Annotated in this window: 25 protein-coding genes and 1 pseudogene; 17 read left to right on the top strand and 9 right to left on the bottom strand. The window is 34.8% G+C overall.

Going from position 1 to position 25,429, the window contains the following annotated elements; translation table 11 throughout:
• The 3 genes from ACSR9O_RS25705 to ACSR9O_RS25695 all read left to right on the top strand — a co-directional run bounded on the left by ACSR9O_RS25705 (position 1) and on the right by ACSR9O_RS25695 (position 3,736).
• Complete coding sequence (locus ACSR9O_RS25705; protein ID WP_230177753.1) at positions 1 to 1,368, top strand: APC family permease; 1,368 nt, start codon at positions 1 to 3, stop codon at positions 1,366 to 1,368.
• A 42-nt stretch (positions 1,369 to 1,410) separates the two neighbouring features.
• Complete coding sequence (locus ACSR9O_RS25700) at positions 1,411 to 3,054, top strand: amidohydrolase (protein WP_491725313.1); 1,644 nt, start codon at positions 1,411 to 1,413, stop codon at positions 3,052 to 3,054.
• A 103-nt stretch (positions 3,055 to 3,157) separates the two neighbouring features.
• Positions 3,158 to 3,736, top strand: a complete 579-nt coding sequence (locus tag ACSR9O_RS25695) for a TetR/AcrR family transcriptional regulator (RefSeq protein ID WP_101224765.1) — start codon at positions 3,158 to 3,160, stop codon at positions 3,734 to 3,736.
• A gap of 479 nt (positions 3,737 to 4,215) precedes the next feature.
• Here ACSR9O_RS25695 and ACSR9O_RS25690 read toward each other — a convergent pair whose 3' ends face one another.
• The 3 genes from ACSR9O_RS25690 to ACSR9O_RS25680 form a co-directional block, all read right to left on the bottom strand.
• Positions 4,216 to 4,746: a PadR family transcriptional regulator gene (locus ACSR9O_RS25690; protein ID WP_230177750.1), complete on the bottom strand. Its 531-nt coding sequence runs from the start codon at positions 4,744 to 4,746 to the stop codon at positions 4,216 to 4,218.
• A gap of 46 nt (positions 4,747 to 4,792) precedes the next feature.
• Positions 4,793 to 5,974, bottom strand: a complete 1,182-nt coding sequence (locus ACSR9O_RS25685; protein ID WP_230177749.1) for a YhgE/Pip domain-containing protein — start codon at positions 5,972 to 5,974, stop codon at positions 4,793 to 4,795.
• Positions 5,975 to 6,223: 249 nt separating this feature from the next.
• Positions 6,224 to 7,126: a LysR family transcriptional regulator gene (locus ACSR9O_RS25680; protein WP_230177748.1), complete on the bottom strand. Its 903-nt coding sequence runs from the start codon at positions 7,124 to 7,126 to the stop codon at positions 6,224 to 6,226.
• A 131-nt stretch (positions 7,127 to 7,257) separates the two neighbouring features.
• Between ACSR9O_RS25680 and ACSR9O_RS25675 the strand changes: the two genes are divergently transcribed.
• The 3 genes from ACSR9O_RS25675 to ACSR9O_RS25665 all read left to right on the top strand — a co-directional run bounded on the left by ACSR9O_RS25675 (position 7,258) and on the right by ACSR9O_RS25665 (position 8,749).
• On the top strand, positions 7,258 to 7,836 hold the full coding sequence (locus ACSR9O_RS25675) for a LysE family transporter (protein ID WP_230177747.1): 579 nt from the start codon (positions 7,258 to 7,260) through the stop codon (positions 7,834 to 7,836).
• Between the two features lie 136 nt (positions 7,837 to 7,972).
• The gene (locus ACSR9O_RS25670) at positions 7,973 to 8,416 is read left to right on the top strand and encodes a cell wall hydrolase (RefSeq protein ID WP_101224760.1); all 444 of its coding nucleotides are present in this window, start codon (positions 7,973 to 7,975) and stop codon (positions 8,414 to 8,416) included.
• Positions 8,417 to 8,554: 138 nt separating this feature from the next.
• Positions 8,555 to 8,749 (top strand): hypothetical protein, encoded by a 195-nt coding sequence (locus ACSR9O_RS25665; RefSeq protein ID WP_101224759.1) that lies wholly within the window; start codon positions 8,555 to 8,557, stop codon positions 8,747 to 8,749.
• 112 nt (positions 8,750 to 8,861) lie between these two features.
• On the opposite strand, the gene ACSR9O_RS25660 is transcribed toward ACSR9O_RS25665, so the two are convergent.
• Positions 8,862 to 9,224 carry a hypothetical protein gene (locus ACSR9O_RS25660; protein ID WP_491725312.1) on the bottom strand — a complete coding sequence of 121 codons (363 nt, stop codon included), beginning with the start codon at positions 9,222 to 9,224 and terminating at the stop codon, positions 8,862 to 8,864.
• Between the two features lie 390 nt (positions 9,225 to 9,614).
• On the opposite strand from ACSR9O_RS25660, the gene ACSR9O_RS25655 reads away from it, so the two are divergent.
• Together ACSR9O_RS25655 and ACSR9O_RS25650 are read left to right on the top strand one after the other, a co-directional pair.
• Positions 9,615 to 10,370 (top strand): SDR family NAD(P)-dependent oxidoreductase, encoded by a 756-nt coding sequence (locus tag ACSR9O_RS25655; RefSeq protein ID WP_491725311.1) that lies wholly within the window; start codon positions 9,615 to 9,617, stop codon positions 10,368 to 10,370.
• Between the two features lie 286 nt (positions 10,371 to 10,656).
• Complete coding sequence (locus ACSR9O_RS25650; RefSeq protein ID WP_491725310.1) at positions 10,657 to 11,748, top strand: GerAB/ArcD/ProY family transporter; 1,092 nt, start codon at positions 10,657 to 10,659, stop codon at positions 11,746 to 11,748.
• 438 nt (positions 11,749 to 12,186) lie between these two features.
• Here the strand turns inward: ACSR9O_RS25650 and ACSR9O_RS25645 are convergent, their stop codons facing one another.
• Positions 12,187 to 12,822 carry a DUF1796 family putative cysteine peptidase gene (locus ACSR9O_RS25645; protein WP_230177957.1) on the bottom strand — a complete coding sequence of 212 codons (636 nt, stop codon included), beginning with the start codon at positions 12,820 to 12,822 and terminating at the stop codon, positions 12,187 to 12,189.
• A gap of 479 nt (positions 12,823 to 13,301) precedes the next feature.
• Here ACSR9O_RS25645 and ACSR9O_RS25640 point away from each other — a divergent pair, with 479 nt between their 5' ends.
• Positions 13,302 to 13,739: a VOC family protein gene (locus ACSR9O_RS25640; protein WP_101224754.1), complete on the top strand. Its 438-nt coding sequence runs from the start codon at positions 13,302 to 13,304 to the stop codon at positions 13,737 to 13,739.
• A 486-nt stretch (positions 13,740 to 14,225) separates the two neighbouring features.
• On the opposite strand, the gene ACSR9O_RS25635 is transcribed toward ACSR9O_RS25640, so the two are convergent.
• Positions 14,226 to 14,765 (bottom strand): VanZ family protein, encoded by a 540-nt coding sequence (locus tag ACSR9O_RS25635; protein ID WP_402940267.1) that lies wholly within the window; start codon positions 14,763 to 14,765, stop codon positions 14,226 to 14,228.
• 60 nt (positions 14,766 to 14,825) lie between these two features.
• Entirely contained in the window at positions 14,826 to 14,960 is a 135-nt protein-coding gene (locus ACSR9O_RS25630; RefSeq protein ID WP_491725309.1) for a hypothetical protein, read from the bottom strand.
• A 414-nt stretch (positions 14,961 to 15,374) separates the two neighbouring features.
• On the opposite strand from ACSR9O_RS25630, the gene ACSR9O_RS25625 reads away from it, so the two are divergent.
• From ACSR9O_RS25625 to ACSR9O_RS25595, 7 genes and pseudogenes are all read left to right on the top strand, one after another.
• Positions 15,375 to 15,872, top strand: a complete 498-nt coding sequence (locus ACSR9O_RS25625) for an LURP-one-related/scramblase family protein (RefSeq protein ID WP_491725308.1) — start codon at positions 15,375 to 15,377, stop codon at positions 15,870 to 15,872.
• Between the two features lie 319 nt (positions 15,873 to 16,191).
• On the top strand, positions 16,192 to 16,785 hold the full coding sequence (locus tag ACSR9O_RS25620; RefSeq protein ID WP_230177734.1) for a class I SAM-dependent methyltransferase: 594 nt from the start codon (positions 16,192 to 16,194) through the stop codon (positions 16,783 to 16,785).
• Positions 16,775 to 17,461, top strand: a complete 687-nt coding sequence (locus ACSR9O_RS25615) for a response regulator transcription factor (protein ID WP_230177733.1) — start codon at positions 16,775 to 16,777, stop codon at positions 17,459 to 17,461. Before ACSR9O_RS25620 ends, ACSR9O_RS25615 begins: the two co-directional genes overlap by 11 nt.
• Positions 17,458 to 18,549: a HAMP domain-containing sensor histidine kinase gene (locus ACSR9O_RS25610; protein WP_491725307.1), complete on the top strand. Its 1,092-nt coding sequence runs from the start codon at positions 17,458 to 17,460 to the stop codon at positions 18,547 to 18,549. Before ACSR9O_RS25615 ends, ACSR9O_RS25610 begins: the two co-directional genes overlap by 4 nt.
• Before the next feature lie 99 nt (positions 18,550 to 18,648).
• The gene (locus ACSR9O_RS25605) at positions 18,649 to 19,293 is read left to right on the top strand and encodes a TVP38/TMEM64 family protein (protein WP_491725511.1); all 645 of its coding nucleotides are present in this window, start codon (positions 18,649 to 18,651) and stop codon (positions 19,291 to 19,293) included.
• Between the two features lie 398 nt (positions 19,294 to 19,691).
• A pseudogene (locus ACSR9O_RS25600) lies at positions 19,692 to 20,335 on the top strand (YczE/YyaS/YitT family protein).
• A gap of 542 nt (positions 20,336 to 20,877) precedes the next feature.
• Positions 20,878 to 21,207, top strand: coding sequence for a hypothetical protein (locus ACSR9O_RS25595; protein ID WP_260356623.1), 330 nt, complete (start codon positions 20,878 to 20,880; stop codon positions 21,205 to 21,207).
• Between the two features lie 741 nt (positions 21,208 to 21,948).
• Here the strand turns inward: ACSR9O_RS25595 and ACSR9O_RS25590 are convergent.
• Positions 21,949 to 22,842 carry a prephenate dehydrogenase/arogenate dehydrogenase family protein gene (locus ACSR9O_RS25590; protein ID WP_491725306.1) on the bottom strand — a complete coding sequence of 298 codons (894 nt, stop codon included), beginning with the start codon at positions 22,840 to 22,842 and terminating at the stop codon, positions 21,949 to 21,951.
• 20 nt (positions 22,843 to 22,862) lie between these two features.
• A complete protein-coding gene (locus tag ACSR9O_RS25585) occupies positions 22,863 to 23,543 on the bottom strand; it encodes an RraA family protein (RefSeq protein WP_101224748.1) in 681 nt (226 codons plus the stop codon).
• A 683-nt stretch (positions 23,544 to 24,226) separates the two neighbouring features.
• On the opposite strand from ACSR9O_RS25585, the gene ACSR9O_RS25580 reads away from it, so the two are divergent.
• Complete coding sequence (locus ACSR9O_RS25580; RefSeq protein WP_101225846.1) at positions 24,227 to 25,078, top strand: MurR/RpiR family transcriptional regulator; 852 nt, start codon at positions 24,227 to 24,229, stop codon at positions 25,076 to 25,078.
• The last annotated feature ends 351 nt before the right edge of the window (positions 25,079 to 25,429 follow it).

The raw sequence follows: 25,429 nt of genomic DNA, 5'->3' as shown, positions 1-25,429 counted from the left end.
ATGAAAGGATTACCCGAGCTTAAGCGTTCACTAAATACAAGATATGTTATTGTATTTGGACTTTCCTTTATGGCGCCTGTGACAGTCTTTAGCACATATGGTATCGCCATTGATCGTACCCAGGGAATGATTCCGACAGCATATATAATTGCTTTAATTGTCATGCTGTTCACTTCATATAGTTACGCAAAAATGGTTCAGGTGTATCCGACTACAGGTTCAGCTTATACCTTTGTGCAGAAAGGAATTAATTCACATCTTGGTTTTCTGGTAGGATGGGTAATTTTATTGGATTATCTTTTCAGTCCTATGATCAGTGCTTTACTTTTTGGGATTATGGTGAATGCTTACTTCCCTGGTATTCCTATCATTGCAGTTATTATTTCTTTTATTATAGGTGTGACTACCATTAATATTTTTGGGATTAAGGTTGCTGCAAATGTGAATACCTTTTTGGTGTTATTTCAATTTCTTTTTATCATTATCTTCAGCCTGCTTTGTATAAATGGACTTTTAGCAGGAAAAGGTACCGGAGAGTTGTTTTCGAAGGATCCGTTTTTTAGTCCTGACGTAAATTTTAATAATCTGCTCTCGATTGTACCTCTATTATGTTTTAGTTTTCTTGGGTTTGATGCGGTTACAACATTAGCTGAAGAAACCAAAAATCCGAAAAAAACACTTCCTAAAGCTATTTATGCTACGACATTGATCGGGGGGGTATTATTTGTTGCATCTACCTATTTTGCACAATCCATTTTCCCGAACTTCAATGCTTTTAAGAACCCTGATACAGCTATAGTGGATATCATGATTTATACCGGGGGTAATTTTCTGAATAGTTTGTTTATTTCTGTGGTAGTGACATCTGCTACTGCTTCTGCAATAGCTTCAGGAGGCAGCGGAGCTAGGATCTTATATGCAATGGGGAGAGATAATGTTCTGCCTAAGAGGGTTTTCGGATATGTTTCTCCAAAATTCCAAACGCCCATTTTCAATATCCTAATCATTGCTTGTGTTGCAATGAGTGCTGTATTTTTGGATATCGCAACAGCTACTTCTTTCATTAACTTTGGAGCCCTGTTTGCTTTTACATTCGTTAACCTTTCAGTGCTTATCCATTATTTTGTGAGGCAGAAGCAGAGATCGCCTAAAAGTATCGTTTTATATTTACTTCTTCCCTTAATAGGCACCGGTATAACTATATTGTTTATGACAAAGTTAGATATCCATTCTTTAGTATTAGGGATTACTTGGATGGCAGTAGGGTTCATATATTTATTGTACTTAACTAAAATGTTTAAGGAACGTCCTCCTGAACTGAATTTTGCAGAGCAAAAAGAAGAATTTGATGTAAAACTAGTGCAATGATCAGTTACTTTTTATTATTTTGAATGAAAAGAGGTAAACTCCATGGCTATTAAAAACGCGGATATTGTTCTTTCCAGTGATGCTATTTTTACAGGGCTTGCACAAGAGCCGACGTCTGGTGCAATTGCTATCTTAGGTGACAAAATTATGAGTGTAGGATCAAAAGCGGAGATTGAACCTTTTATAGGTAGTGAGACAAAAGTATTTAACTATGGAAATCAATTAATTATGCCTGGTTTTCATGATTTTCATCTCCACATCATGTTTAGTGCCCTAAGTTTAAATAGTGTAAATTTATTTGAAGCCAGGTCAGCTCATGAAGTAGCTGCAAAAGTACGGGGATTTTCTAAAGACTGTTCTGAGGAAGAATGGATTATTGGTATGCAATGGGACGCAGGTTATTGGCATGATAAACAAGAGCCCCATTATAAAATACTTGATGCTGTTATTCCAGATCGTCCTGTTGTTCTTTTTCATGCTGAGGGTCATTATACATGGGTGAACAGTAAGGCCATGGATTTAGCAGGAGTTACTGAGGATATACGTGATCCGGATTTTGGTCGCTATGAAAGAGATAAGAATGGTTTACTTACTGGGATTTTATATGAAGAAGCCCAGCAAATCGTTTTAAAAGAGGCATTACGGTTAACACAAGATAAAAAAGAAATGATACTAAAAAAGTATTTAAGATTGTTATCGCAATATGGGATTACTTCTGTAAACGATTTGTTTGCTCCAATAGATGACTTCCTTCAAGACTATGACCTTTTCGAGAAATTAGATAAGCAAGGAGGATTAACGACTAGATTTCATATCACTCCTGAATTAGATGGCAATTTGGATAAAGCCCAAAAGCTGAGAAATAAATATGAATCAAAGAAACTTCAATTTTCAGGATTAAAGCAATTTGTTGATGGAACAGTCACGGGTCATACCGCTTACTTCCTGAAACCTTACTCCGATCAAGTGGATATCTGTGGTCATCCAGCTCTAAATCCAGAAGTATTGATTGATCGAGTTGTTAAAGCAGATGAATTTGGATTTAGAATCCGGTTTCACGCTATTGGAGATGCGGCAATTCGTTTAGCTTTAGACGCTTTTGAAGAAGCAGTACGTAAGAATGGAAAAAGAGACTCAAGGCATACAATAGAACATATTGAAGTAATCGATTCGGATGACATTGAACGTTTTTCCAAACTAGGGGTCATTGCCTCGATGCAGCCTGATCACATGGCTGCTTCATCAAGAGAGGTATATTCTTCAATTATAGGTCCTGAAAGGGAAAAAAATGTTTTCCTGACGAAGTCGCTTTTAAATTCAGGTGCATCTTTAGCATTAGGAACAGACTTTCCGGTTTCCATCTCATTAAATCCAATGCGGCAAATATATACTGCCATTACAAGAGTTGATAGCAGTGGAGATCCAAAAAATACATGGCATCCTGAACAAAAGCTCACTTTGGCAGAGGCATTGCAAGCATATACATATGGCTCAGCCTATGGGAGTTTCAGGGAGGATGAGCTAGGTACAATAGAAGAGGGAAAACTTGCTGATCTTGTGGTTTTAGACAGAAATCTTTTCGATATTCCAGAAAGTGAAGTGCTCAAAGCTAAAGTGGAACTTACAATAAACGATGGGGAAATTGTGTATAAAAGTGAAGAAACATCTTTATCCAGCATATTCTAATTCTCTAATCATTTAGAGAAACAGAGGTATCAAATATTTAGTTTAAAAAGGGAAATGAGTTTATAATGATATTAACTAACGTTAGATAGTTTGGGGGATCATTATGACAAAAAATGAAATTAAAAACATTTCCTTAACGCTTTTTACCAAGTATGGATACGAGGGAACCGCTTTATCGGAAATTGCCAAGAGGGTAGGAATACAAAAACCCTCAATCTATAACCATTTCAAAAATAAGGATGACCTTTTCTTGTGTCTGTTTGAAGAAATACTAGAAGAGCATATAAACCAGGTCGAACAATTTGTCGAAGAAATAAATACACTCTCTTCTGAAGAAAAGTTAAAGCATATCCTTCTTGATACTTGTAACTATTATAAAAACCATGAAGATAAAGCAACTTTTTTAAAGAGGGCAATGATTTTCCCGCCGGAGCATTTGAAGCACATATTAAATGATAAATTCCTTAGATCTGAAGAATCATTTTCCGCTATCTTACATGATATCTTTGTCGAAGGAATTGACAAAAAAGAAATACGCCAAGGGACAATCGAGAACTTAATCATGTCCTATCTCTGTTTGATTGATGGGATATTCATGGAATTTTCTTATTATGGAAAAGAGAATATGGAACCTAGAATTCAGAATATATGGGAAAATTTTTGGTATGGACTAAGTGGATGATACGTTCAAACAGTTCATGCTCTAAAAGCTATCTAATAGGAATACATTATTTGCTCATATAGAGTAAGTGAGTTTGTCGACAAAAGGGATTCCATCTAAACAAAGTTGATTGGATCGGGTGTTCGAGACCCCTGCGGAAAAAGCGTATTCAGGGGAGACACCGCAATGCGCATAGGCGCCGGGGAGGCTCCCGGAACGCCCGCGGAAAGCGAGTGCCTGGAGTGGAAATCAACGTTCATATTCTAACACTCCCTCAAAAAAATGTAGGCAATCCTAATTAATATCAAATTTGTCTACAGTCTGCCTTGCTCATACCGAGTATGTTTTTTAAATATAATAAAAGCTATGTGAATATAAGGTTTCACATAGCTTTATTATTATTTTTGGTTATGTGATTAGCATGGTCGCCATCTACACGTAAATCTTATTTTTAATCTGAAGCTAGGAATACCTGCCAAAAATCCTGCTTTAAAGTAAACTTACAATTCCTTTGACTTAATCCTTTTAATTAACTCTTCAAACCAATATATTGTGTGATCAGTCCTGGTCGAAAAATAGCTACCCAAAAATTCACGAATATTCTCGTTGCCATTAGGTTCTGACTCGAAATTCCCTAGCTGCTCCCAAATAGCCTTGATGGACTTTACTTTTTTTTCTAGTATTTCCACTACTTTGTCCCGATCTACATACTTGATGTTGGCTAAACCTACAATCATATCCTTAATTTCATCCGCACTTTCAAATAATTTATAGATTTTCTTTGGTAGTTCTTCGCGACCCTTAGCCGTAATCGCAAATACTTGTTTATCAGGCCGATGTTCTTCTTTTATGACTTCAACTGGTTCGACTAAACCTTGTTTTACTAATGATTCAAAATGGTAGTACAGTTTACTTTCAGTTAACCCACCCAGGCGATCCAACGGAATGGGTTCTGAAAGCTGTTTTTTTAATTTATAAGGATAGTTTTTATCCTCCATCAGCTTGCTCAATATAAAAATTTGAATAGACATTTACTACGCTCCTTTAAGAAGTACTATCTCCTTATTGTAGCAAAAACTAAGCTGAGATTTCTGCCGCTTTCTTTTCAACTTCTGTTTCAGAAACCTGTACTGGCATTGGTTTTTGTAAAAACGCGACAATAGCCATATTAATTAACATTGCAACGGCACCTACCGCAGCCATTGACCAAATATATGGACTTGGACTGATGCTGCCAAATAGGTTTGCAAAGTATGCTTGCACCGAGTAATACATCGGTGAAATGTGGCTCATCCATTCATACGGTAAATGCATCATATCACGTGTGATAGTGGCACCATTAGCTATTGTTTGCATTAATAAAATCGGTAAGTTTAAAATCATGCCGCCTTCACCAAATAAGAAGATTAAAATCGCAGTGAAATTAAAACATACCATATAGTTTAGTATTTGTTGACCTACTATACCGAAGAATAGGTCACCGCTCGGCTTGTCAATTAAATATGCTACACCTACAGCGATGATTGATGAAACCACTGCAATCAATAATGCAGCCATTTGCACATAAGTGAATAACCGTGTTTTGCTTGCTTTTCCCCGGCTGGCTCTAAATGCACCCACTAATTGCATCGCCCCGATCATCGCCCCTACATAACCGGCCATTGTTAAGAACATAGGCAGCATATTATGATTCATGCCATCCGGTATTTCGTTGATTGTAACGACATTTCCTACATAGGATTTCTCAATCTTTTCGGCTAATTCAGCGGCTTGCTTTTCTGGTACATTAAAGTTCATCAATACGCCCTGAGCTGTTTGTTGCGAGAATTGTGTGCTTAACTGACTGTTAATTTCAGTTACGATCGCATTCATGGTAGAAGAAACGACCGTTGCCCCTGCCTCATTGATTGTAAAATCGATGCTTGATGACGCTTCACCTTTTTGTATATTCTCAGAGAAGGTTTTTGGGATGTGAACGACTAATGCTAAATCATTGTGCTCCAAATCCTTTAAGGCTTGTTTATTGGTTATATCCGTCTCGATTTCTTTAAAGGGTAAATTTTCTTGTAAATTTTCGGCGATCATCGCTCCATTTTTACCAGCATCATCATTGATGATGGCGATCGGTAATTTATCGACATTTCCTGGAATGGCTGTATACCCAGGCAAGAAGATGCCTAGCATGGCAACTGCATAGAAAATCCCCATAAAGATTGCCGCTGTTGCACCTCTTGTTTTTAAGAATGCAGTAAATTTCATATGTTGAATCCATCCTTTTAATTTCAGTATTTTACTCAATTTTGAGTACTCTAATTAGAGTAGTTTAAATTGAAGTACTTTGAATTTTATTTTATTTTATATAAAAAGTCAATTGAAAAATTTTATGTATATGAAAAAACTCGCAACAAAGCAGAACGTCAAAACTTCTGCTTTGTTGCGAGTAACTATTAGGGAGGGAGGCATTTTGATTCCTTCGGCACTTCTCTGACTAGCATATATGACAACGTTTTAGATACTCATTTTCTCAGTGTCATTAAACCTGTTTAATACAACTTCAACAAATGCCTCTACTGCTGGAGACAGCCATTTCTTCTTTTTTATCAGCATATAGGAATAAATGGGATCGAGATTTTCTGAATGATTAAGTATTTTCAGCTTGCCGCTCTCCACTTCATCTTTCACTGTAATATAAGGCAATACCGAAAATCCAAGTCCGCTCATGACAATCTGTTTGATTGCTTCAATACTCCATAACTCCATGGTTTGAAAGATATCCATTTCATGCTTTATTAAATATTTTTCAAACATGGTCCGATAACTGCAGCCTTCTTCATTTGTGATGAAGAAATGGTTGGTATTTGTGCCGATATTTTTATATGCATCAAAATGATCAGGACCGTCAGGACTGCTCACAAGAACGATTCTCTCCTCAATTAAAGAATAATGAATGCATTTTTCCAGTTTAATTTCCGGATAGACCATTAAAGCGACATCAACCCGCCCACTTATTAAATCGATTTGGTTTTGGCCACATGGACCGTTGGTTAATATGATTTTGACATTGGGATGTTTCAAGGAAAAATCCCTTATGATTGGACCTAACCTGGAGATTGTTAAAGACTCTGGTGCTGCCACTTTTAAAACACCTTTAACTTCATTGGTGCAACGCATGTTCTTGATCTGTTCGTGAGTGGAAAGTAAATCTTCCGCTAACGGTATTAAGTCTCTGCCTAGAGTAGTAAGCTGCAAATTTCTATTTGTATAAGTGAAAATTTCCCCGCCAATCTCATGCTCGAGCGCCTGAATATGTGAAGTTATCGTGGATTGAGTGTAACCCAACTTAGAAGCTGCCCTTGTATAACTTCCTATTTCAACAATAGTCTGAAACGTTTTAAGGTGTCTAATTTCCATATCTTTCTCCTTAAGTTGGATCATGTATCGAAAAAAATGATAATGAATTTTTTAATTTCAATTTTATTTATAGTTATAGTCATCTTACAATAAAGACTGTTCGTTAGGAAATAGTGAATGAAGGTGAGATTATGAGTATAGTAGCGTTTCTTTCATATGTGATGATTACTTCGATTACGCCGGGTCCAAGTAACATCTTATTGATGAATGAAGCAAGGAGGTTTGGCTTCTTTGGGTCTTGGAGGTTCACTAGCGGCATCATGGCAGGATTTGCAGTATTAGGGATCATGAGCGGAGTATTTACAACAAGCCTCTACAATTGGATACCTATCGTGGAGCCATATTTTAAAATGGCCGGTGCCGCATATCTTCTTTACTTAGCTTGGCAGATTAGTTTGCCCAAAGGTTCAAAGAAGGAATCCAGAGATGTGCAGTCTTCTTTTATATCAGGCTTCATTCTTCAAATCATCAATGTTAAAAGCATTTTGTTCTATTTAACCGTGTTGAGTGTGTTTATTTTACCGTTTAATGAGTCGCTTAAATTCGTTGCTATATATTTAGCTTTAACGATTTTTCTGGGATGGATGGCATTGCTTCTGTGGTCTGGATTCGGCTCGCTTTTTAAAGATTTTTTTGCTAAACATGATAAGTCCTTTCGGTTAATTATGTGTCTATTATTGATTTACTCTGCCGGTACAATTTATCTGTGATTAATCAAAAAGTAGCTGTCTTTAAGTTCTTAGCTTGCTTAAAAACGATAAGCTTTAAAAAAAATAAGCAATCTTAATTTATGAACAATGACATTAATGCGGTCTTTTTTTCATACGATATTTTTGGGGTGAAAAAATGGCAAGAGTAAGTTACCGGAGCTCAGATGTCGACTTAATGGCAAGGATGATGAGAGCAGAAGCCGAAGGTGAAGGAAAACAAGGGATGTTATATGTTGGAAATGTAATTGTTAATCGTCTTAAAGCGAATTGTATAGACTTTATAGATTTAAGAACAATTCCACAGGTCATTTATCAAGTACAAGGAGGAAATTATTCTTTTGAAGCAGTTCAAAAAGGTAATGTATTTTATCAAAGAGCAAGATCTGCTGAAAAAAGATTAGCAAAACAGAATTTGGATTATTGGAGGGAACACCCAGGGAAATATGCCCTTTGGTATTTTAATCCATATGCCCCGTGTCCTCCAACATGGTACGATCAACCTTTTGCTGGTCAATTTAAAAATCATTGTTATTATGAACCAAAACCTGGAACATGTGAAAGTGTTTATACCGGAGGTTGACTGGGAGCTATTATTTCATTTCAAGGAGCTGATCAGCAGCTCCTTTTTTTTATTCAACAATCGGGCATTTCAAAAAGGTAATATGGATTATATGGTAAAATATAGTAAAAAAACGGATTATTGTTTGGGGGACTTTTAGTGGAGGCTATAATATTTTTTGTTTATTTTACTGTTGGGTTATTCATTCTCTATATAGTTATTGAAACAGCAGTAAGAAAAGGAATTAACAATTCAATTATCGGTCAATTTCTTGAAAAAAAATATGGGGTTAAAGAAGATAAAAAGTCTTTTCTTGATGATGATTTAGATAATGAAAATAAAACGGATCATTAAAATAAGGGAGGTTGCTACGGTAACCTTTTTTTAGTGGGAATCTTTTAAAAATAAATTCAAAAAGAAAACAATGATCTTACTCAAACAGACGCCAGTTTGTGGAAAAGCACACCTATTCAGTGTCTTTCCGAGGGCGACTAAATTCTCCGTAGTAGACCTTCCGCTTTTCTCGTTCGGATTCAATATTTTCGATGAAAGCCGTTTTTACTTCCTCCAGTAACAACCCCTTTAATTTCCGAAGCTTTATTGGTCCCACTCCTGGTAACTTATCAGGTATAAGAACTTCGAAATTCCCCTGCCGTTTATAAAAACGAACGCTGCCAAGCCCCGTCCTTTCGACTTCCCCCAAGGTATATGCGAATTCAAATCGTTGCTGAATGAATGAAGATAACTCAGGCAGCCCTAAACCTTCATAGAGGGGAGGGAATTCATGATAAACTGGAGGTTCTTTGAATGATATTGAAGAGATCTTCAAATTGATACCCCTCCTTTGGTGGAATAATGACAGACATACATTGCCTATATTATTGTGCTATGGGCCGTTTTTTTAAACATCCTTACAGTGATGGTGCTTTCCTGTAACCAGGAAAAATGCAGATTTTTATTAATGAAAATATTTTATAATCTAGAAGAATTTTACAGGAATCGAGATAGTTATCAATCTTTTAAATTAATTGGGGCTAAAGTTCAATATGTAATGACAATAAATCTTCAGCAAACGTGCGCGATTCTTTAATAGGATCGCTTTTTTCATTGAACTAACGGGACACCTCAATAAGAAGTCTACGGTATTAAAAATAGATAAAACGATAAAACTTTAAATGGAAGGTTATTAGATGGTACATAAGTTGAAGGGGGCTAAATGATGACCGAATTAAATGGGAAAGTAATTATAGTAACAGGTGGGGGCAGCGGAATCGGAAAGGAGACTGCATTGCAGCTATCAACAAAAGGTGCATCCGTAGTAATTGCAGATTATAATGAAAATTCTGCTAAGGAAGTGGTTGCTGAGATAGAAGCCGCATCTGGTATGGCAGCTTCCTATAAAGTTGATGTATCAAAAGGTGATGAAGTTAGTGCTCTTATTGATTGGACAGTAGAAAGATTCAGTACTTTAAACGGGATCTTTAACAATGCTGGAATTGGTCTGGTAAAGCCTTTCTTGGAGATGGATCCAGAATCATATCATCGGGTCATTGATGTTGACCAACACAGTGTATATTATGGGATGTATTTTGGAGCTAAAAAGATGGTTGAATTAAATGTAAAAGGAACTATCGTTAATACAGCATCAATTTATGGAACAATGGCAGCAGTTGGCAGCTTTAATTATAACGCAGCTAAGGCAGCTGTGGTCATGATGTCTAAATCCGGGGCATTAGAGTTAGCTGAACATGGTATCCGAGTCGTAGGAGTTGCTCCAGGATTCATCGATACGCCAATACTTGGTGACAATGAAGAAGTGAAAAATGCTCTAGCTGCACAGCATATGCGGGAAAAGCTCATCCAACCGAAGCAAGTAGCTAGCGTAGTTACGTTCTTGTTTAGTGAAGGGGCCAGTGCAATTAATGGTCAAACAATCCCTGTTGACGATGGTTTCCTAAGCTTCAAATCTAAATAAGAATTCTTAAAAAAAGACTTAACGGTGTAAATTTTTTACGCCGTATTTTTATGTGAATTAGCTTTTAACCTTCAATTGAGAAGCAAACCTAAGATTTTTTAGATCTTAGAAGAGAAGGTTAAAGGAATGTAACCTTCCTTTAAGTTGTTGTTGAAATCCGAATAATTCTAGAGCAGTCGCGAGATTGTGATTCGGTACTTAACGTTTATATCCTTTGAATAAATTACTCCTGTAAAAGCCAGATTATTAACATAGGAAATATAAGTGATATAAATGAGGGTCCTGTATGAACCAAGCTGGTGTGAATGAAAAGTATAAGGTAGAGCCATTTTATGTGTTTTTTTTACTGCATTCCATGCAAACTGGGTTAGGTGTGTTAAATTTTCAAAGAGATTTAGCCAAGACGACGGGAACCGATGGCTGGATCTCCATACTCCTAGCCGGACTGATTGTTCATATATTAATTTGGCTTATATATAAGATTTTCAGTATTGTTCCTGGTGATATCATTTCTGCTAATAATCATGCATTTGGTAAATGGATCGGAAATATCTTTAGTCTCTTATTCATTCTGTACTTTTTCGCCCTTGGAATGACGGTCATAATCGGCTATATAAATGTTATTCATGTTTGGATGTTTGAAGAGATACCTTCTTGGGCATTTGCTTTGGTTTTCCTGATCCTGATTTATTATATATGTACGGGAGGTTTCCGAACCATTACGGGTATAGCCTTTTTAACCGTAATCGTTTCATACTGGCTATTATTTGTACCATTATATGGTTTTAAATACGCAGATTTCAATGGTTTTCTTCCTATTTTCGATCATACTTTAATGGAAATAATGAAAGGAACTAGAAGTACTTCATTATCAATGCTTGGTTTTGAAATGATCCTGATGTTTTATCCATTCATCAAAAATCCTGAAACATCACAAAAATATGCTCATGGAGGAGCCTTGGCCACTACGTTATTGATCCTATTACTTTATTTTGTTTCGACAGTCTTCTATTCACAGAAACAGTTGGTCCTTACCCTATGGCCAACACTCTCATTGACCAGTGTCATTGAATTCCCCTTTATTCAACGTTTCGAATACATAACTGTTTCTTGGTGGGCCATCGTCATCATTCCCAACATGGTCATTCCTTTGTGGGCTGCCAGCAGGGGTGTCAAGCGCTTATTCAACGTCCAGCAAATGTATCCCTTATGGGTAATGTCCATAATCATATTGCTTGTCAGTATATTTTTTTTCGATGTCGATTCCTTATATGTATTAAATAAAATAATCAATCCATACAGCGTGGGCTTCCTTGTTTTATACTTGCCGCTTCTTTTTGTATTAATAAGCATAAAAAAATCGAGAAAACGTTTATGACAAATTATCATTTATATAAATATATTACTCAGACTGTAGACAAACTTGAAAAAAAGAGAGTTTGCCCGCAGTTTTTTATTTTAAAAACCGTTCCAGGTGATTTCAGAAATCCGCTCCCTTTCCGCCGACTGTCTGCCAAGCCGCATCAAAGCAAGCGTCTATTTTTAAATGAGCTATTACAGAACTTCTATCAGCTTAGTTTGGGGTTAAATTCACAATATCTTATGGAGTTAACGGCAGGTTAGTAACCCAGTATCTTCACATTTACATCCAATATTTATGGCACTATTCTGATCTTTTCAGAAAAAAGCAATTACTCATTTTTGTATATTAATTTGAAAGTATTTAATAAAAAAAAGCCAGGAAACCCTGCCTATATATTTATCTTTTTATGAAATACTTCATATAGGAGAAGGCAGCATAAAAGGGTCATCTTTTTTAATTCGTTAATGATATCCCTTCTAAAACCTGATCCCAAATGGCATTATTACTGGGATCATTACGAGGAACTCGTACAAAGCATATCCCATCATGTGGCCAGTTCATGTCTGTAACTCCTTTTAAACCATCTACCGGCTGCATAAACAATAGGTTAAACTTACCCGTTGTAAGTTGAGATAAAATAGATTGTAATTCAATAATATCTTCATAGTTCGCCGTTGACCACTCATATCTGATGAATAAAGTATTTTTACTTTGTTCGATTTTTGTAAGGAAGTTTTGGATGCGATGATTCAGCTTATTTTTAAATGCTGGATATTGAACAATCCAATCTTGGTTTGGTTTCTTCGGAAAATCATGAACGGAATCAATCTTATATTGGCTATCATGAATAAAATGGGCTTTTGATGGTTGAGTACCCCCTGGTTCAAGAACAACATTTCCTTCATCAACAAAATGAGCGAGTATATTTTTCTCATGCATATTTTCTAACTCCATATATCCCTCGAATTTATTCTTTAATAATCTATTTACTTCAGGGAGAAAACCAGACTGAACCCAATCCAAGGGAAATGAATTCCTTCTTAAATCATGCCTCTTTGTATGGAGGGCAGGACCACACCAGCTGCCCAAACCAGCGATCAATTCATATGATCCTTTTATGTCCAATAAATTCAAATAATCACTCCTCTGCTTTTTAATATTCTATATCAGAGCAATTCTATTTGATTGGACAATTAAAAAATGTGTGTAAAAAAAGATGTCAACATAAGAAAAGTTTATAACTTTAAATCTCTCTGTTTAAAAGGTTTCCACGGAAGCCTTTATTCATTGTTGAACCAGAGGAGTAAGATACCAAACTTTTCTTTTATCGAAAGCAAGTTAGTAAATTCTTGTACTTAAAGCATAGGGTGCGTTACTGAAGATCGGTGCTGTCTTTAAGGCAGCTTTTTCTTATGGCTCTAACGGGGAAGGATAGTTGAAGAGTGCTCTTTGACCTTTCTTCAACAATTGGGACAGTTTGTTAAAGAAGGATATTTTCTGTTGTTAGAGAATTAAGATTTAAGAATACAGGATATTGCAAAATAACAGGAACATAGGAGGTATGAAATATGAAAATCCACAGAATAGATCATGTAGGTGTAATCGTAAATGATCTCTCTGCTGCTAAAGAGTTTTTTCTCGATTTTGGACTTGAAGTGCAAGGGGAATGGGAGATGGAAGGAGAATTGATGGATAAGATGAGTGGGCTTAATGACGTTAAAGTAGCATGTGTAGGATTGGGGAAGCCAGACGGTCAGGCATGGATAGAGCTAATTAAATTTTATACGCCGTCAGATGAAAAAGATAGTCAGCAACCTTTTGCAAATACCCTGGGTATCCGGCATATTGCATTTGCTGTTGAAGATATTGAAGCACTTGTTGCCAAATTGAAAAAGAAAGGTACGGAAATCTTTAGTGAGATACAACAATATGAAGATAGTTATAAGTTATGCTACTGTCGTGGACCAGAGGGAATTATTTTAGAGTTGGCGGAGCAAATCAAATGAATTAAGGGTAATTAATAGTTGTTGGGTCAATTGTGGATTTAGAATAAAGTCACGATGCTTTGCCCCTTTAGATGTTATCAAAAGGATTATTTTTATAGTGAAAGGAAAAGTACATCTGAATTAAAAGTGGATAGGTAATTGTTGAGTGACAATAGAGTTGTTCCGCAATCGGGCAATTATATTGAATAAGAGGTTAGATAAAACTCCACATTTTTATGCAGCAACCAGGCTTTTTCAGAAGCCAAAAACGTTGATGTGAAAAAATGTATAAAATCATGCATGAATGATAAAAAACGAACAGGTGCCAAACCCTTTAACTGTATGGGATTTACATTACTTTGTTTACTGGATATAAAAAAAGCCACCTTCAAAATGGTGGCTTGTGATATTTGTCATTCTTGTTTTATAAATAAAGAACCTGCTGTATCAAAGTCATTGATGGTATACCCTCTGTTAATTTTCATGAACAGCAATTCTTCCAATTACTTAGGAAACTTTATAAATAATAACACCACTAATCCTGAGATATATTAATAACAGCAATAATGCAACAATGCATATCGTTCCGATCAAAGCTAAAACATTAAGGATTTTATTTGCTTTTGTACTAAACAGCTTACAAAATACAATATAAACTCCAACTCCAATAATTCCACCTAATGTATTTCCCATAAAGTCAGTTATATCGCTAGCTCCTATAGCAAAGCTGAATTGCAATACTTCAAATAACAAACTAACTCCTGCTATTACTGCAATCTTATTCAAGAAAGACCAATTTGGTTTTAGCATACTGATATAAATTCCAAATGGGATAAATGCAAGTACATTATAGATTATTTCATTAAAATCTATTTGATTATTAACATTAGCTGACCCAGCAAAAGGGATTAAGTTGATTTCCCTAAAATCCGGCAAGCCTTGAAATGAAAATTGCATTTTAAAGACTATAATCCAGGTTAATGCAAATAAATATACGGCCAACAAGCCAGCAGTTATTTTTTTTTGATTTTTTTTTGATTCTTCCATATAAATCCTCAATTCCTAATTCTTTTTCAAATTTATAATCTAAGCTATATCCTACTTACTTTACACTATGCTATCATCTCCGGAAATTTTAGCTATTTTTTCTGATAATTTTATTTCACTATTAAGTAATTGGTATCCGGTTGTTAATTCTTTGTGTGTAAATAGATTTATGTTTTGATTTCTGCTCTTCTTCATTTTTAGTCTCCTCCTTGATGTAATTTGTTTATAGGATAGGAAAAACTTTTAAAATAAAAAGTGGGGTAAATATAAAATTTTTCTTAAATTTATACTTGGATTTTATTATTAATCTTCTTAGGAATCCGCCATTGGTAATTGTGTCTTTAAAATGAAATTGCGATGTTTGTAAGAAAGATGCAAATTTTTGATAAAGTAATGATACTTTATCTTTTCAATCAAAGATTTCTAAATGAGTTTTGATTAAAAAATTATGCCAGATTGCGAAGGAAGAATTGCTGACTTTACAAAAGTGAACCGAAAAGAAGGCGCTTTTGAGTGGAGCTATTATTTGGAATTTAATGCATACGATTGGAACCAATGCCCATTTCAAACGTAAGTAATGTAAAAGACTTAAGGTTGGGAGGCATAAGTATGAGGCAGCTTTATATAAAGCAGAAGGTATTCAGTCTTAGCGGGAAATTTACAGTAAAGGATCAGCAGGAGAAGGATATATATTACGTGGAGGGAAGTTTTATGCAAGTTCCAAAGACTTTCTCCATTATGAATACAGCAAGGGATGAAGTAGCTCTCATTACGAAAAAGGTGTTCAGCTTTTTACCAAAGTTTTTGGTTGAGGTGAATGGTCGAGAGGTATTAACAATAAAGAAGGAATTTTCCTTCTTTAAAGCACGTTATACAATTGATGCGGCAGGCATTGAAGTACATGGTAATTGGTGGGATATGGATTTTCAAATTTTACAGAATGGTAAAATCGTAGGCAAAGTGGGCAAGGAGTGGTTCACTTGGGGGGATAGCTACAAGGTTCAAATAATAGATGAAGAGATGGAAACCATTATTATCGCACTCGTTGTTGCTATTGATTGTGTGAGGGCTGATCAAGCAGCTGCTTCCTCAGCAGCGTCGATTTAAAGTGGAAAAATCATGGCTTGAATAGGTGCGGTGAAACGTATCATAAATAAATGACAAGGCCATTTGGTACCAAGGTTTTATATTCGTTATTCAGTAATCGAGCGCGATTCTTGAATAAGGTTCGCTTTTCTTATAGAACTAACAGGCTGAAGATCGGAGCTGTCTTTAAGGCAGCTTTTTCTTGTTGAACTACCGGGGCAGGTTAGTGAAATAAGATATACTTGTAAAACTTAAGAATTCTTAAGATTTTTGTCGAGTTTTTCTTCAGGTTTGTTTTTTATGATTTGATTATGAATCACAAACCTAGAGGAGTAAGTACATGAAAAATGATTTTTCTTTTATATATCAATATATTGTCAATCCTAAAACTGTCGGAGCAATCCTGCCTAGTTCAAGATACCTTAGCAATAAAATGATAAAAGAAATTAACTTTAAGGATGCAAAATACATTGTGGAATATGGCCCAGGTACTGGAGTGTTTACAGAAAAGATCCTTGCACTAAGAAACCAAAGTACAATTGTTGTTTTAATTGAAAACAATAGGGAATTCTATTATTTACTTAAAAAAAAATTCTGGAATGAAAAGAACTTTATTGTTATACATGGTTCAGCTGAACATGTTCAACACTATTTAAATGAATATAAAATTCCTTATGCAGACTATATTATTTCTGGTTTGCCGTTTGCGAGTTTACCTCAGAATGTATCAAACAAGATATTATCAAGCACTTTGAACGTATTAAAAACAGGTGGGGAGTTTGTAACATTCCAATACACCAAGGTTAAAATACCATTATTGAAAAAGTACTTTTCAAAAATCACTTTAAAAAGAGAATATAGAAATATCCCTCCAGCTTATATTCTTAGGTGTGAACCACGAGAAAAAAACAAGGAGACATTAGATGCAATCTAACATACTTATAATTGATGATGATAAAGAGATAAGGAACCTTATTGGAATTTATTTAGAAAATGAAGGTATGGTAACGGAAAAGTTTGAAGACGCTATTGAAGCCATGAAATTTCTGCAAAAAAATGAAGTCGATTTGATCATTTTAGACATTATGCTGCCTAAAATGGATGGAATACAAGCTTGTATGAAAATTAGAGAAGAAAGAAACATGCCTATTATTATGCTTTCGGCAAAGTCTGAAGATATGGATAAAATACAAGGTCTTATGTCAGGAGCTGATGATTATTTATCAAAACCCTTTAATCCTTTGGAATTAATTGCTAGAGTAAAGTCTCAACTAAGAAGAACGAATAAATATAATACTGATTTAAGCGCTAGTAAAAATGTTATTGAAATAGCAGAACTAAAAATAAATGTGGATACGAGACAAGTTTATGTGCAAAACCAAGAGGTTAGGCTGACTCCTAAGGAATTTGACATTTTAGAGTTGCTTGCACGAAACAAAGGGATTGTACTTAGCGTACAAAAGATATATGAAGTGGTCTGGAAAGAGGAATTTCTAAAATCGGATAATAATGTGATGGTCCATATTACAAAAATAAGGGATAAAATTGAACAGGACCCTAAACGACCCATATATGTCAAAACAGTTTGGGGGGTAGGCTATAAAATATGAAGATTGTTAAGTTTCCAAATAAATTATCCTTTCAATTACTTGGTGCAATTACACTCAGTCTACTTGTATCTATACTCGTTTTAATTCCTGTTGCGCGTTTTATAGGCTACTTTTTGGAAAATAAGGCCCCTAATAATCTTAGTATATCTGTATATTACTCATTAGCCATCTTCATTTTTTTATTTTCAATTTTAACGTTTATAGGAACCTTTATAATTTTAATAAGAAAAAAATTAGGTTATCTTAAATTGATCTCACTAAGTATTCAAAAACTCGCAAATGGAGAAATGGGGCTAATAATTGATTTGAAAGGTAAAAATGAATTGACCCAGCTTGCGGATAACATAAATTACATGTCTAAAGAGTTACATGACAAATTTGAAAAAGAGAGACAATTAGAGCAAGAAAAGAACGAACTCATCACTAATGTATCTCATGATTTACGGACACCATTAACCTCCATTATTGGTTATTTAGATCTGTTAAAAAGGAAACAATACACAAACCAAAAGCAGTTACAGGAATACTTAGAAATAACATACCAAAAATCACATAGACTTAAATTATTAATTGATGAGTTATTTGAATATACTCGACTATCCAATCAGGAATTTAAGTTAAATAAAACCGTTGTGGATATTCGAGATTTAATAGAGCAAGTAATAGGTGAATATATTCCCATTTTAGAGAGAGAACAGTTAAGCATTAATAAATCAATCGAAGATACATATATTCCAGTATTAATGGACGTAGAGAGGTTGGTTCGGGTATTCGACAATCTTATTAGTAACGCCATAAAATATAGTGATAAACCTTCAGAAGTATATATTAGCCTTCACAAGGAAGAAAACTTCGCCTTTTTTGAAATCTTAAATAAAGTGGAAAATCCTCCGAGTCATGACATAAACAAGGTATTTGATCGGTTTTTTATGGGGGATAAAGCGAGAATGGGTAATGATGGTACTGGACTGGGACTTTCCATATCCAAAAGAATCGTTGAATTACACGATGGGATAATATCTGCCGACTACAAAGAAGATCACACGATTGTCTTTAAAGTGGAATTACCTTTATGTTATAACATTTAATACAGTATCATCTTAAGAAATCTTAATATTTATATGAAGTGTTTCTTTATTATTTTCTCTTACAATTACCCTAGTTAACATTCAGGGGAGTGAGGAAAACTGAAAAAAAAATATGCTATTATTGCCATTTGGCTATTATCCTTTTTTGCTTTAGCATACTTTGATTTATTACCAACTGATATAAATACAATTAAACACTTTTTTTCTGAAAATCAAAAATATGCACTGGTTATATTTTTTGGATTTTGGATAATTCGCTTATTATTTCTTATACCTGGGACACCTTTAATGATTCTTGGTGGGGTATACTTTGGTCCAATAGAAGGGGCAATGTTATCTACAATTGGATTAGTAATGAGTGCAACCCTTATATATTTCTTTTCAAGTAAAGTTTCTGAAAAAAAAGTAAAAAACTTCATGGATAATAGGCATAAAGATATAAGCATTCTTTTAAAAACTTATAATTATAAGCTTCTGGGTTTGGGAATGATTTGTCCGATAGTTCCAACAGACGTGTTATGTTTCTTATCGGTTGCTAATGGAATTAAATATTCTACTTATATTTTAACTATAGTAATTGCAAATGCACCTTTGAGACTTTTATATAGTTATATTGGTGTTAGTTTTACAAAATCTACTGTTGGGTTAATTTTAACTTTTGTATCAATAGCAATGATATTTATTGTATCGATAAAAATGTGGAACACTTTAAAAAAAACAAATACAGGCCTACCACTAAAATAAAAACTAATTTCTAAACAGTTGCTCTATAGGCAGCTGTTTTCTTGTTACTAACGGAGGAGCTTCACTGTAATATTTGAGCAGAAAATCAAGCTTGTGAAGTAACGTACTTAAACTAACGGGTGCGATCGGAGCTGTTTCTAAAGCAGCTTTTTCGTGTTTAATTGTTTTGTGATTTGAGCCATAGTTAATAATTGTTTTTCCAATTTGTAACCCTCCTATCTAGGGAATGGAATATTATATTAACTTCTCCGGCAGTTCTGCAATAACCTACCATCCTTAGGAACGTCTTTATGTACTGTTAATCATTTGGTAACAACTTTTGATTTGGATAGATCATCTTGTTCAATTAACCTGCTTCATCTATAGTAGATGGATATAAAAGGTGTAGAGGTGAAGAGATGGCATTGCGGCTATTACGGTATTTTATTTTTTTCTTGGATTAACTTTCTTTGGATTAGGGAATGCGATTGCGGTGAATGTTCAATCCTTGGGGCTGCATCCTTGGGAGGTTTTAAACGTCGCTCTGTTCGAGTGGTTCGGTTTCACAATTGGGACGTGGAGTGTCATGTGTGGTTTAGTACTTGTGTTGATCGTCTTTGTCGTGGATAGGAAGTATATTAATATTGGTACGTTTCTAAATGCCTTGTCAATCGGCCCGATCATGGATTTCTTTTTGCATCTCAACATTCTTCCTCATGAAACGGAGCAATGGTGGTTGAATATACTCATATTGTTGACGGGTATCATCATAACCGGAATTGGCGGAGGAATTTATGTGGCTGCGGGAATTGGGGCAGGTCCCAGGGATGGTTTCATGCTTTCCGTTTCGTAAAAAACTGGGTTATCGGTCAGTTGGGCAAGAATCGTTGTCGAGAGCCTCATCTTGATTATCGGGTTCATCCTTGGAGGTCCAGTGTTTATTATGACGTTTGCATATACCTTTATTCAAAGCCCGATCTTTCAGTTTTCCATGAAGCTGATGCGTTCCTTTATCGCTAGTTTGGAGCAGAAGCGAAAGGAACAATTTGAGATTCCGTTATAATTGGAAGGAGGATGTCCTTTGTTCACCTCCTTTTCGTGTTCTATTCCACTAATGGGTGCTTTACCTGAAAATCGGAGCTGTCTTTAAGGCAGCTTTTTCTTAATGAACTAACGGGGCAGGTTAGTTGAAGAAGAAACTGTTATAATTTGGAGATAGGTAGTGGATGAAAGAATATGCGAGGAAATGGGAAACAATTTAGTGAATAAAAAAATGGGTCTATTAGGATTATTGGGGTTATTATTTATGTTCGGTATTTACATTTCACAATGGAATCTTTTTACTATTGGGTGTATCACGATATTAATATTAATCATTTTCTTTACATTAATCGGAATTTACACTCTCTTTAGCTGGTTTTTTTGATCCCTGGAATCTGCGAGGTATTTATAGTTGTTGTTCTCCCTAACGCGTGCGTTGGCAGGAAATCGGAGCTGTCTTTAAGGCAGCTTTTTCTTTATGCAACTATAGGGGCAGGTTGGGGAGAAGGAAATTTCGGTAAGATAGCGAATTATGCAATAAAATGAAGCTAAAGGTGATTAGCTATGACCACAAATGATGTGCAATATCTACGCTCAGGATTAAGAGTCAGGTGTGAGAAGGATGTAAATCCATCAGTAAGACGAACTTTGTTTAAGCTTTGCGGTTTGGTTACGTACATATATGGAATTTCCTATAAGGGTTGTTGTATATCTAAAACGGATTCTCAACTTAAAACCAGAGATACAAGAGAACTGGCAAGTGCTACTTTTTTTGCACCTTATGATAAAACTGTTGAACCTTACATAAGAATTGCAACAGGAGATTATGAAGAATTAGTTTCAGAAAGGAAAAAAATTTATGGGCAATTTTACGCAGCACGGCTCATGAGATAATCCATTATCAACAATGGCTAGAAAATAAGGAAATGGATGAGAAAGAAGCAGAAAACAGAAGCGAAGAATTATTGGATAGTTACTATGAATTTTTGTGATTTGATATTATTTTTTGAATAAACAGGTCCATTAGTTGAGATATAGAGTTGCCATGTGGTGGCTTTTTTCTTTATGGAACTAACGGGGCATGATAGTTGCACGAGGCTTAATTATTTTCGTTGCAGAATATATGCTCATAAATAGTTCAGGTTGAGGAGATTAGAACTATAAAAGTTGTGAGTTGAGTTTAGCTGTAATTGCAATTAGTTCAGTAGTAATAGCTTTGAGAATGGGCAATGTAGCTAATTACTTGTATGACTTAGTTATCAGGAAATCGCTAATCTTTTCTCATCCTGCTAGGCCATTTTCTTTTTAACTAACAGGTGCTTTAGTTCGTAAAAATATAAAAGGAGAGTACATATTATTCATGGTTAATATGTGCTCTCCTTTAATATTAAGGCTTTTATAATTTTGGTCTTGATAATTGAAGTTCAGTTATAAAATCTCCATCTTCGAAGGGTTGCTCTGTTTTGTGTAATAGCGTTGGGAAGATAAACAAAGTTACCATCATAAAAAATTGTCGCACTAAAAATCAATATTCTCTTAGGTAGATAATGTAAAATCAAAGGGAAGGTGTTATTGATTCGAAGCACAAAGGAACAGGTACCAATGGTGGTACCCTAGTGATATAGCTTATTTCATTTAACTTCTTACAATTGTATTTTCTTCTTTGCATGCTTTAATGACTTCTAACCAATGATTCGGTTTTTGTCCTTTAAACTTCTCTTTCAAATTGAATGTAGCTAATCTTTCTAATTTGTTTTTTGCTGCCTTAGACATGACTGAATTAAGATTAGAAGCTTCTAACATTTGGATAGAACCATCTAGTTCAATTGATCTTCTTAATGCATGAATAGACGTTCCCGTTACTAATCGATTCATGGTTTCTTTAAAGCTCTTGCTATCCATAGTTTCACTTATCGAATCTAAAACCAATTCTTCTATATTAAATTCATGGGCGGCCTCTAACAACTCTAAATAAAGCGCGGCTACTCCCTTCATATAAATACTACGGACTAGTTTTATAGCAGAAGCGTCGCCAGGATTCTCACTCACCTTAGTTATATCCATGCCGTATGGAGTCATTAAGGCGATAAGCCGATCTACTCCGTTACCACTTGCTGAAATAGGAACTTTATGTTTATAAACTGGTAAGGGTCCTAACATTGCTGCGTCGACAAAAAATGCTTTTTTTTCTTGTATGTTTTTGTTAATATTTTGTTTTACTACAGGAGTCGAAGCCGATACATCAACGTAAATACAATCTTTCTTCAGATGAAGTTTTAACACTTCGCTAACCTCATAAGCTTTATCAGCTGGTACTGCTACCATGACTACATCAACTTCATTTAATACGCCCTCGGGATCGGAACGAAGCTCCACTTGCGCTTGTTTAGCCCGTTCTTTTATTTGCGGACCGAAAGTAGGATGGTCTAACATGACATCATGAGCGAGGATCTTTTCTAAACCTTCTTGTTTTAATCCAACGGATAATTCAAAGGCTGCTTCTCCAAATCCAATAAAACCTAATTTCATTCTAAAGTTCTCCCTTCTTTTTATAGTCCATACGCTTTTATTTGTTCTCTCAACCAAGGAGGTTCAATGCTTCCTTCTGGTTTACCTTGCTTGCGGGTTGTTTCATAAGCTGTAATGGTTTCTATGCGCGTTTTCTCATAATCTAGTTTTTTCTCTGCCTTAGAAAGAGCCACTTCAATCTTGTCTCTTGGAACCACAATAACACCATCATCATCACCAATGATCAAATCTCCTGGAATTACAGATACCCCTCCACAAGAAATAGGTTTATGAAGCTCACCAGGACCATCTTTAAGAGGACCGTTTGGAATAAATCCTTTTGCAAAAATAGGGAATTTTAATTGGCTAAGTGTTTCTTTATCACGAACTAATCCATCAATGATGACTCCTTCAAGTCCAATGGCTTTCGCAGCTCCTGCCATCAATTCTCCAAGGTAGGCGTTTGAAGTATGTCCTTTTCCATCCGCAACTAATACATAACCTTCTTTCCCATCATAGATAGCTTGATGAAGGAACAAATTATCTCCAGGTCTTAAGCTTACTGTTAGAGCAGTACCAACTACTTTCATACCTGGTGCTACAGGCTTTATTTTATAATCCATAGAACCTGTACATCCCATCGCATCTGATATAAGTGTAGTGTTAAGACGTTTTGCTCTTTCGATAATTTCTTCCGACAATAACGGTGCTAAGTTACTCAATGACATGCACTCCTTTTACTTTTTTATGTTTCCAATAACTAAACAATTAGCTACTAAATGTAACTTGTTATCTTTGATGTACTATCAACTAAGATAACGCTTTCAAAAATTACATAATTTTTAGTGTATTTCCTGTCTCTTCAACACTTTGTCACGTTATTTTACTAAGTTTATTGACAAAAAAAGAGTTGTAGGTCATTGGAAAATCCACTATTTTTGTTAACTTCAGTTTCAAAGTAATAAATATTACTAAAACTTGTTTGGGGGTAATATTTATTACTAATAACTTAAATGTATACTAACAGCGTTATTTATTAAAGTAAACCCTTTTTTAAAATGACATTGAAAAGAAACTGAATTTTAAGAAGAAAAAGGGCTTAAGAACAAAGAAAGCGAATTAGATTGTTAACTTGAAAGGTTCAATCACCTTTATTAGCTCATTTATTCCGAAGTTCTAAAAGAAATTAATTTTATTTACTACTTATGAAGTAATCATGCATAACGTTTATGGATACGTTCTAGAAGTTTCAGGTAAGGAAATTATTAATACTCTTATTTAAGGGACTCCTTTTTACATTAATAAATAAAAATGCTAAAATTCAATTAAATATCGTAATAAATACTTTATTGGAATAAAATAAAATAAAATTTACACTATAATATGTTCAATTGGAGCGAATCTTATGGAAAACCCAATAATAAAATTAAAAAACAAGATATCAGAATTAACAGAAACACAACAAAGAGTTGCGGACTATATTATTAAAAATCCTGTGGATGTCGCTTTTTTAACCGTTGATCAGTTGGCTGGAATTGTAGGAACTAGTACTACCACCATTATGAGATTGACTTTTAGTCTGAATTATTCGGGATATACTGAATTTCAAAAAGGACTTCAGGAACTTTTACGTAATAGAGCAGCTCCTCAAATTAGATTAGAGGCAAATTTGAAAGATTTAAATGAAAGTGATTTGTGGATTCGCTCTGCAGAAAGTCAACTCGATAATATTCAATCTACAGTAGAGATGATTTCCACGGAGAGTTTAAATAAAACGATGGAAATGATTGTGTCTGCAGATCGAATATTTTGTACCAGTGTGAGAAGTGGATTACCAGTGGCACAACATTTAACTTTTGGACTTAATCGTCTACTTGGAAACTGTGAATTGATTGTTGCTGATTTAAGCGATTGGGTTGACAAAGGAATTAATTTTACTTCGAAGGATTTAGTCATCGCAACCTCTTTTCCAAGATACGCTAGAAGAATTGTTGAATTCGCGATGGTAGCTAAAGACAATAAGGCACAAATTATTTCTATTACTGATAGTTATTCTTCTCCTCTAGTTAAGTATTCGGATTTAGTATTGCCATGTAATTCTAGTAGTATCGCTTTTCATAATTCACCAATAGCATCTATGCTTGTAGCAGATTATCTTGTAAGCGCCATAGCCATTAATTATCCTGAAAAAACCAAAAATCGTCTTGATGAAATTAATTCAATTCTTACCAAAATGAATTATCACTATAGTGATTAAATTTAAAAGATGATAGGAGCAAGGATTCAATTGAACCCTTGCTCCTATCATCTTTTTATTTCTTCTTAACCAGATATCCTACTCACCATCATCTACTCTCTGCTTGATAAAAAAAGGTTTACTTTCAATAAGCATCCATGATAGTATGCTTTTAATAGTTAAAAATATTACAACATAAACTATAAAGGTAAAAAATATTACTACGAAAAAGGACGTTAATTCTTAGAGATATAGTTAGTTTTCTCCAATTTATGGTTTTGTTAAAAATATCACCAGTATATGCCTGAATTTTTTTACAAAAGAAATTATTATAATATGCTGAATGACTATTGGAATCTAAGAATCATCGAA

This window comes from Peribacillus sp. B65, from assembly GCF_058513295.1.
This window is presented reverse-complemented; position numbering and strand designations above follow the sequence as displayed.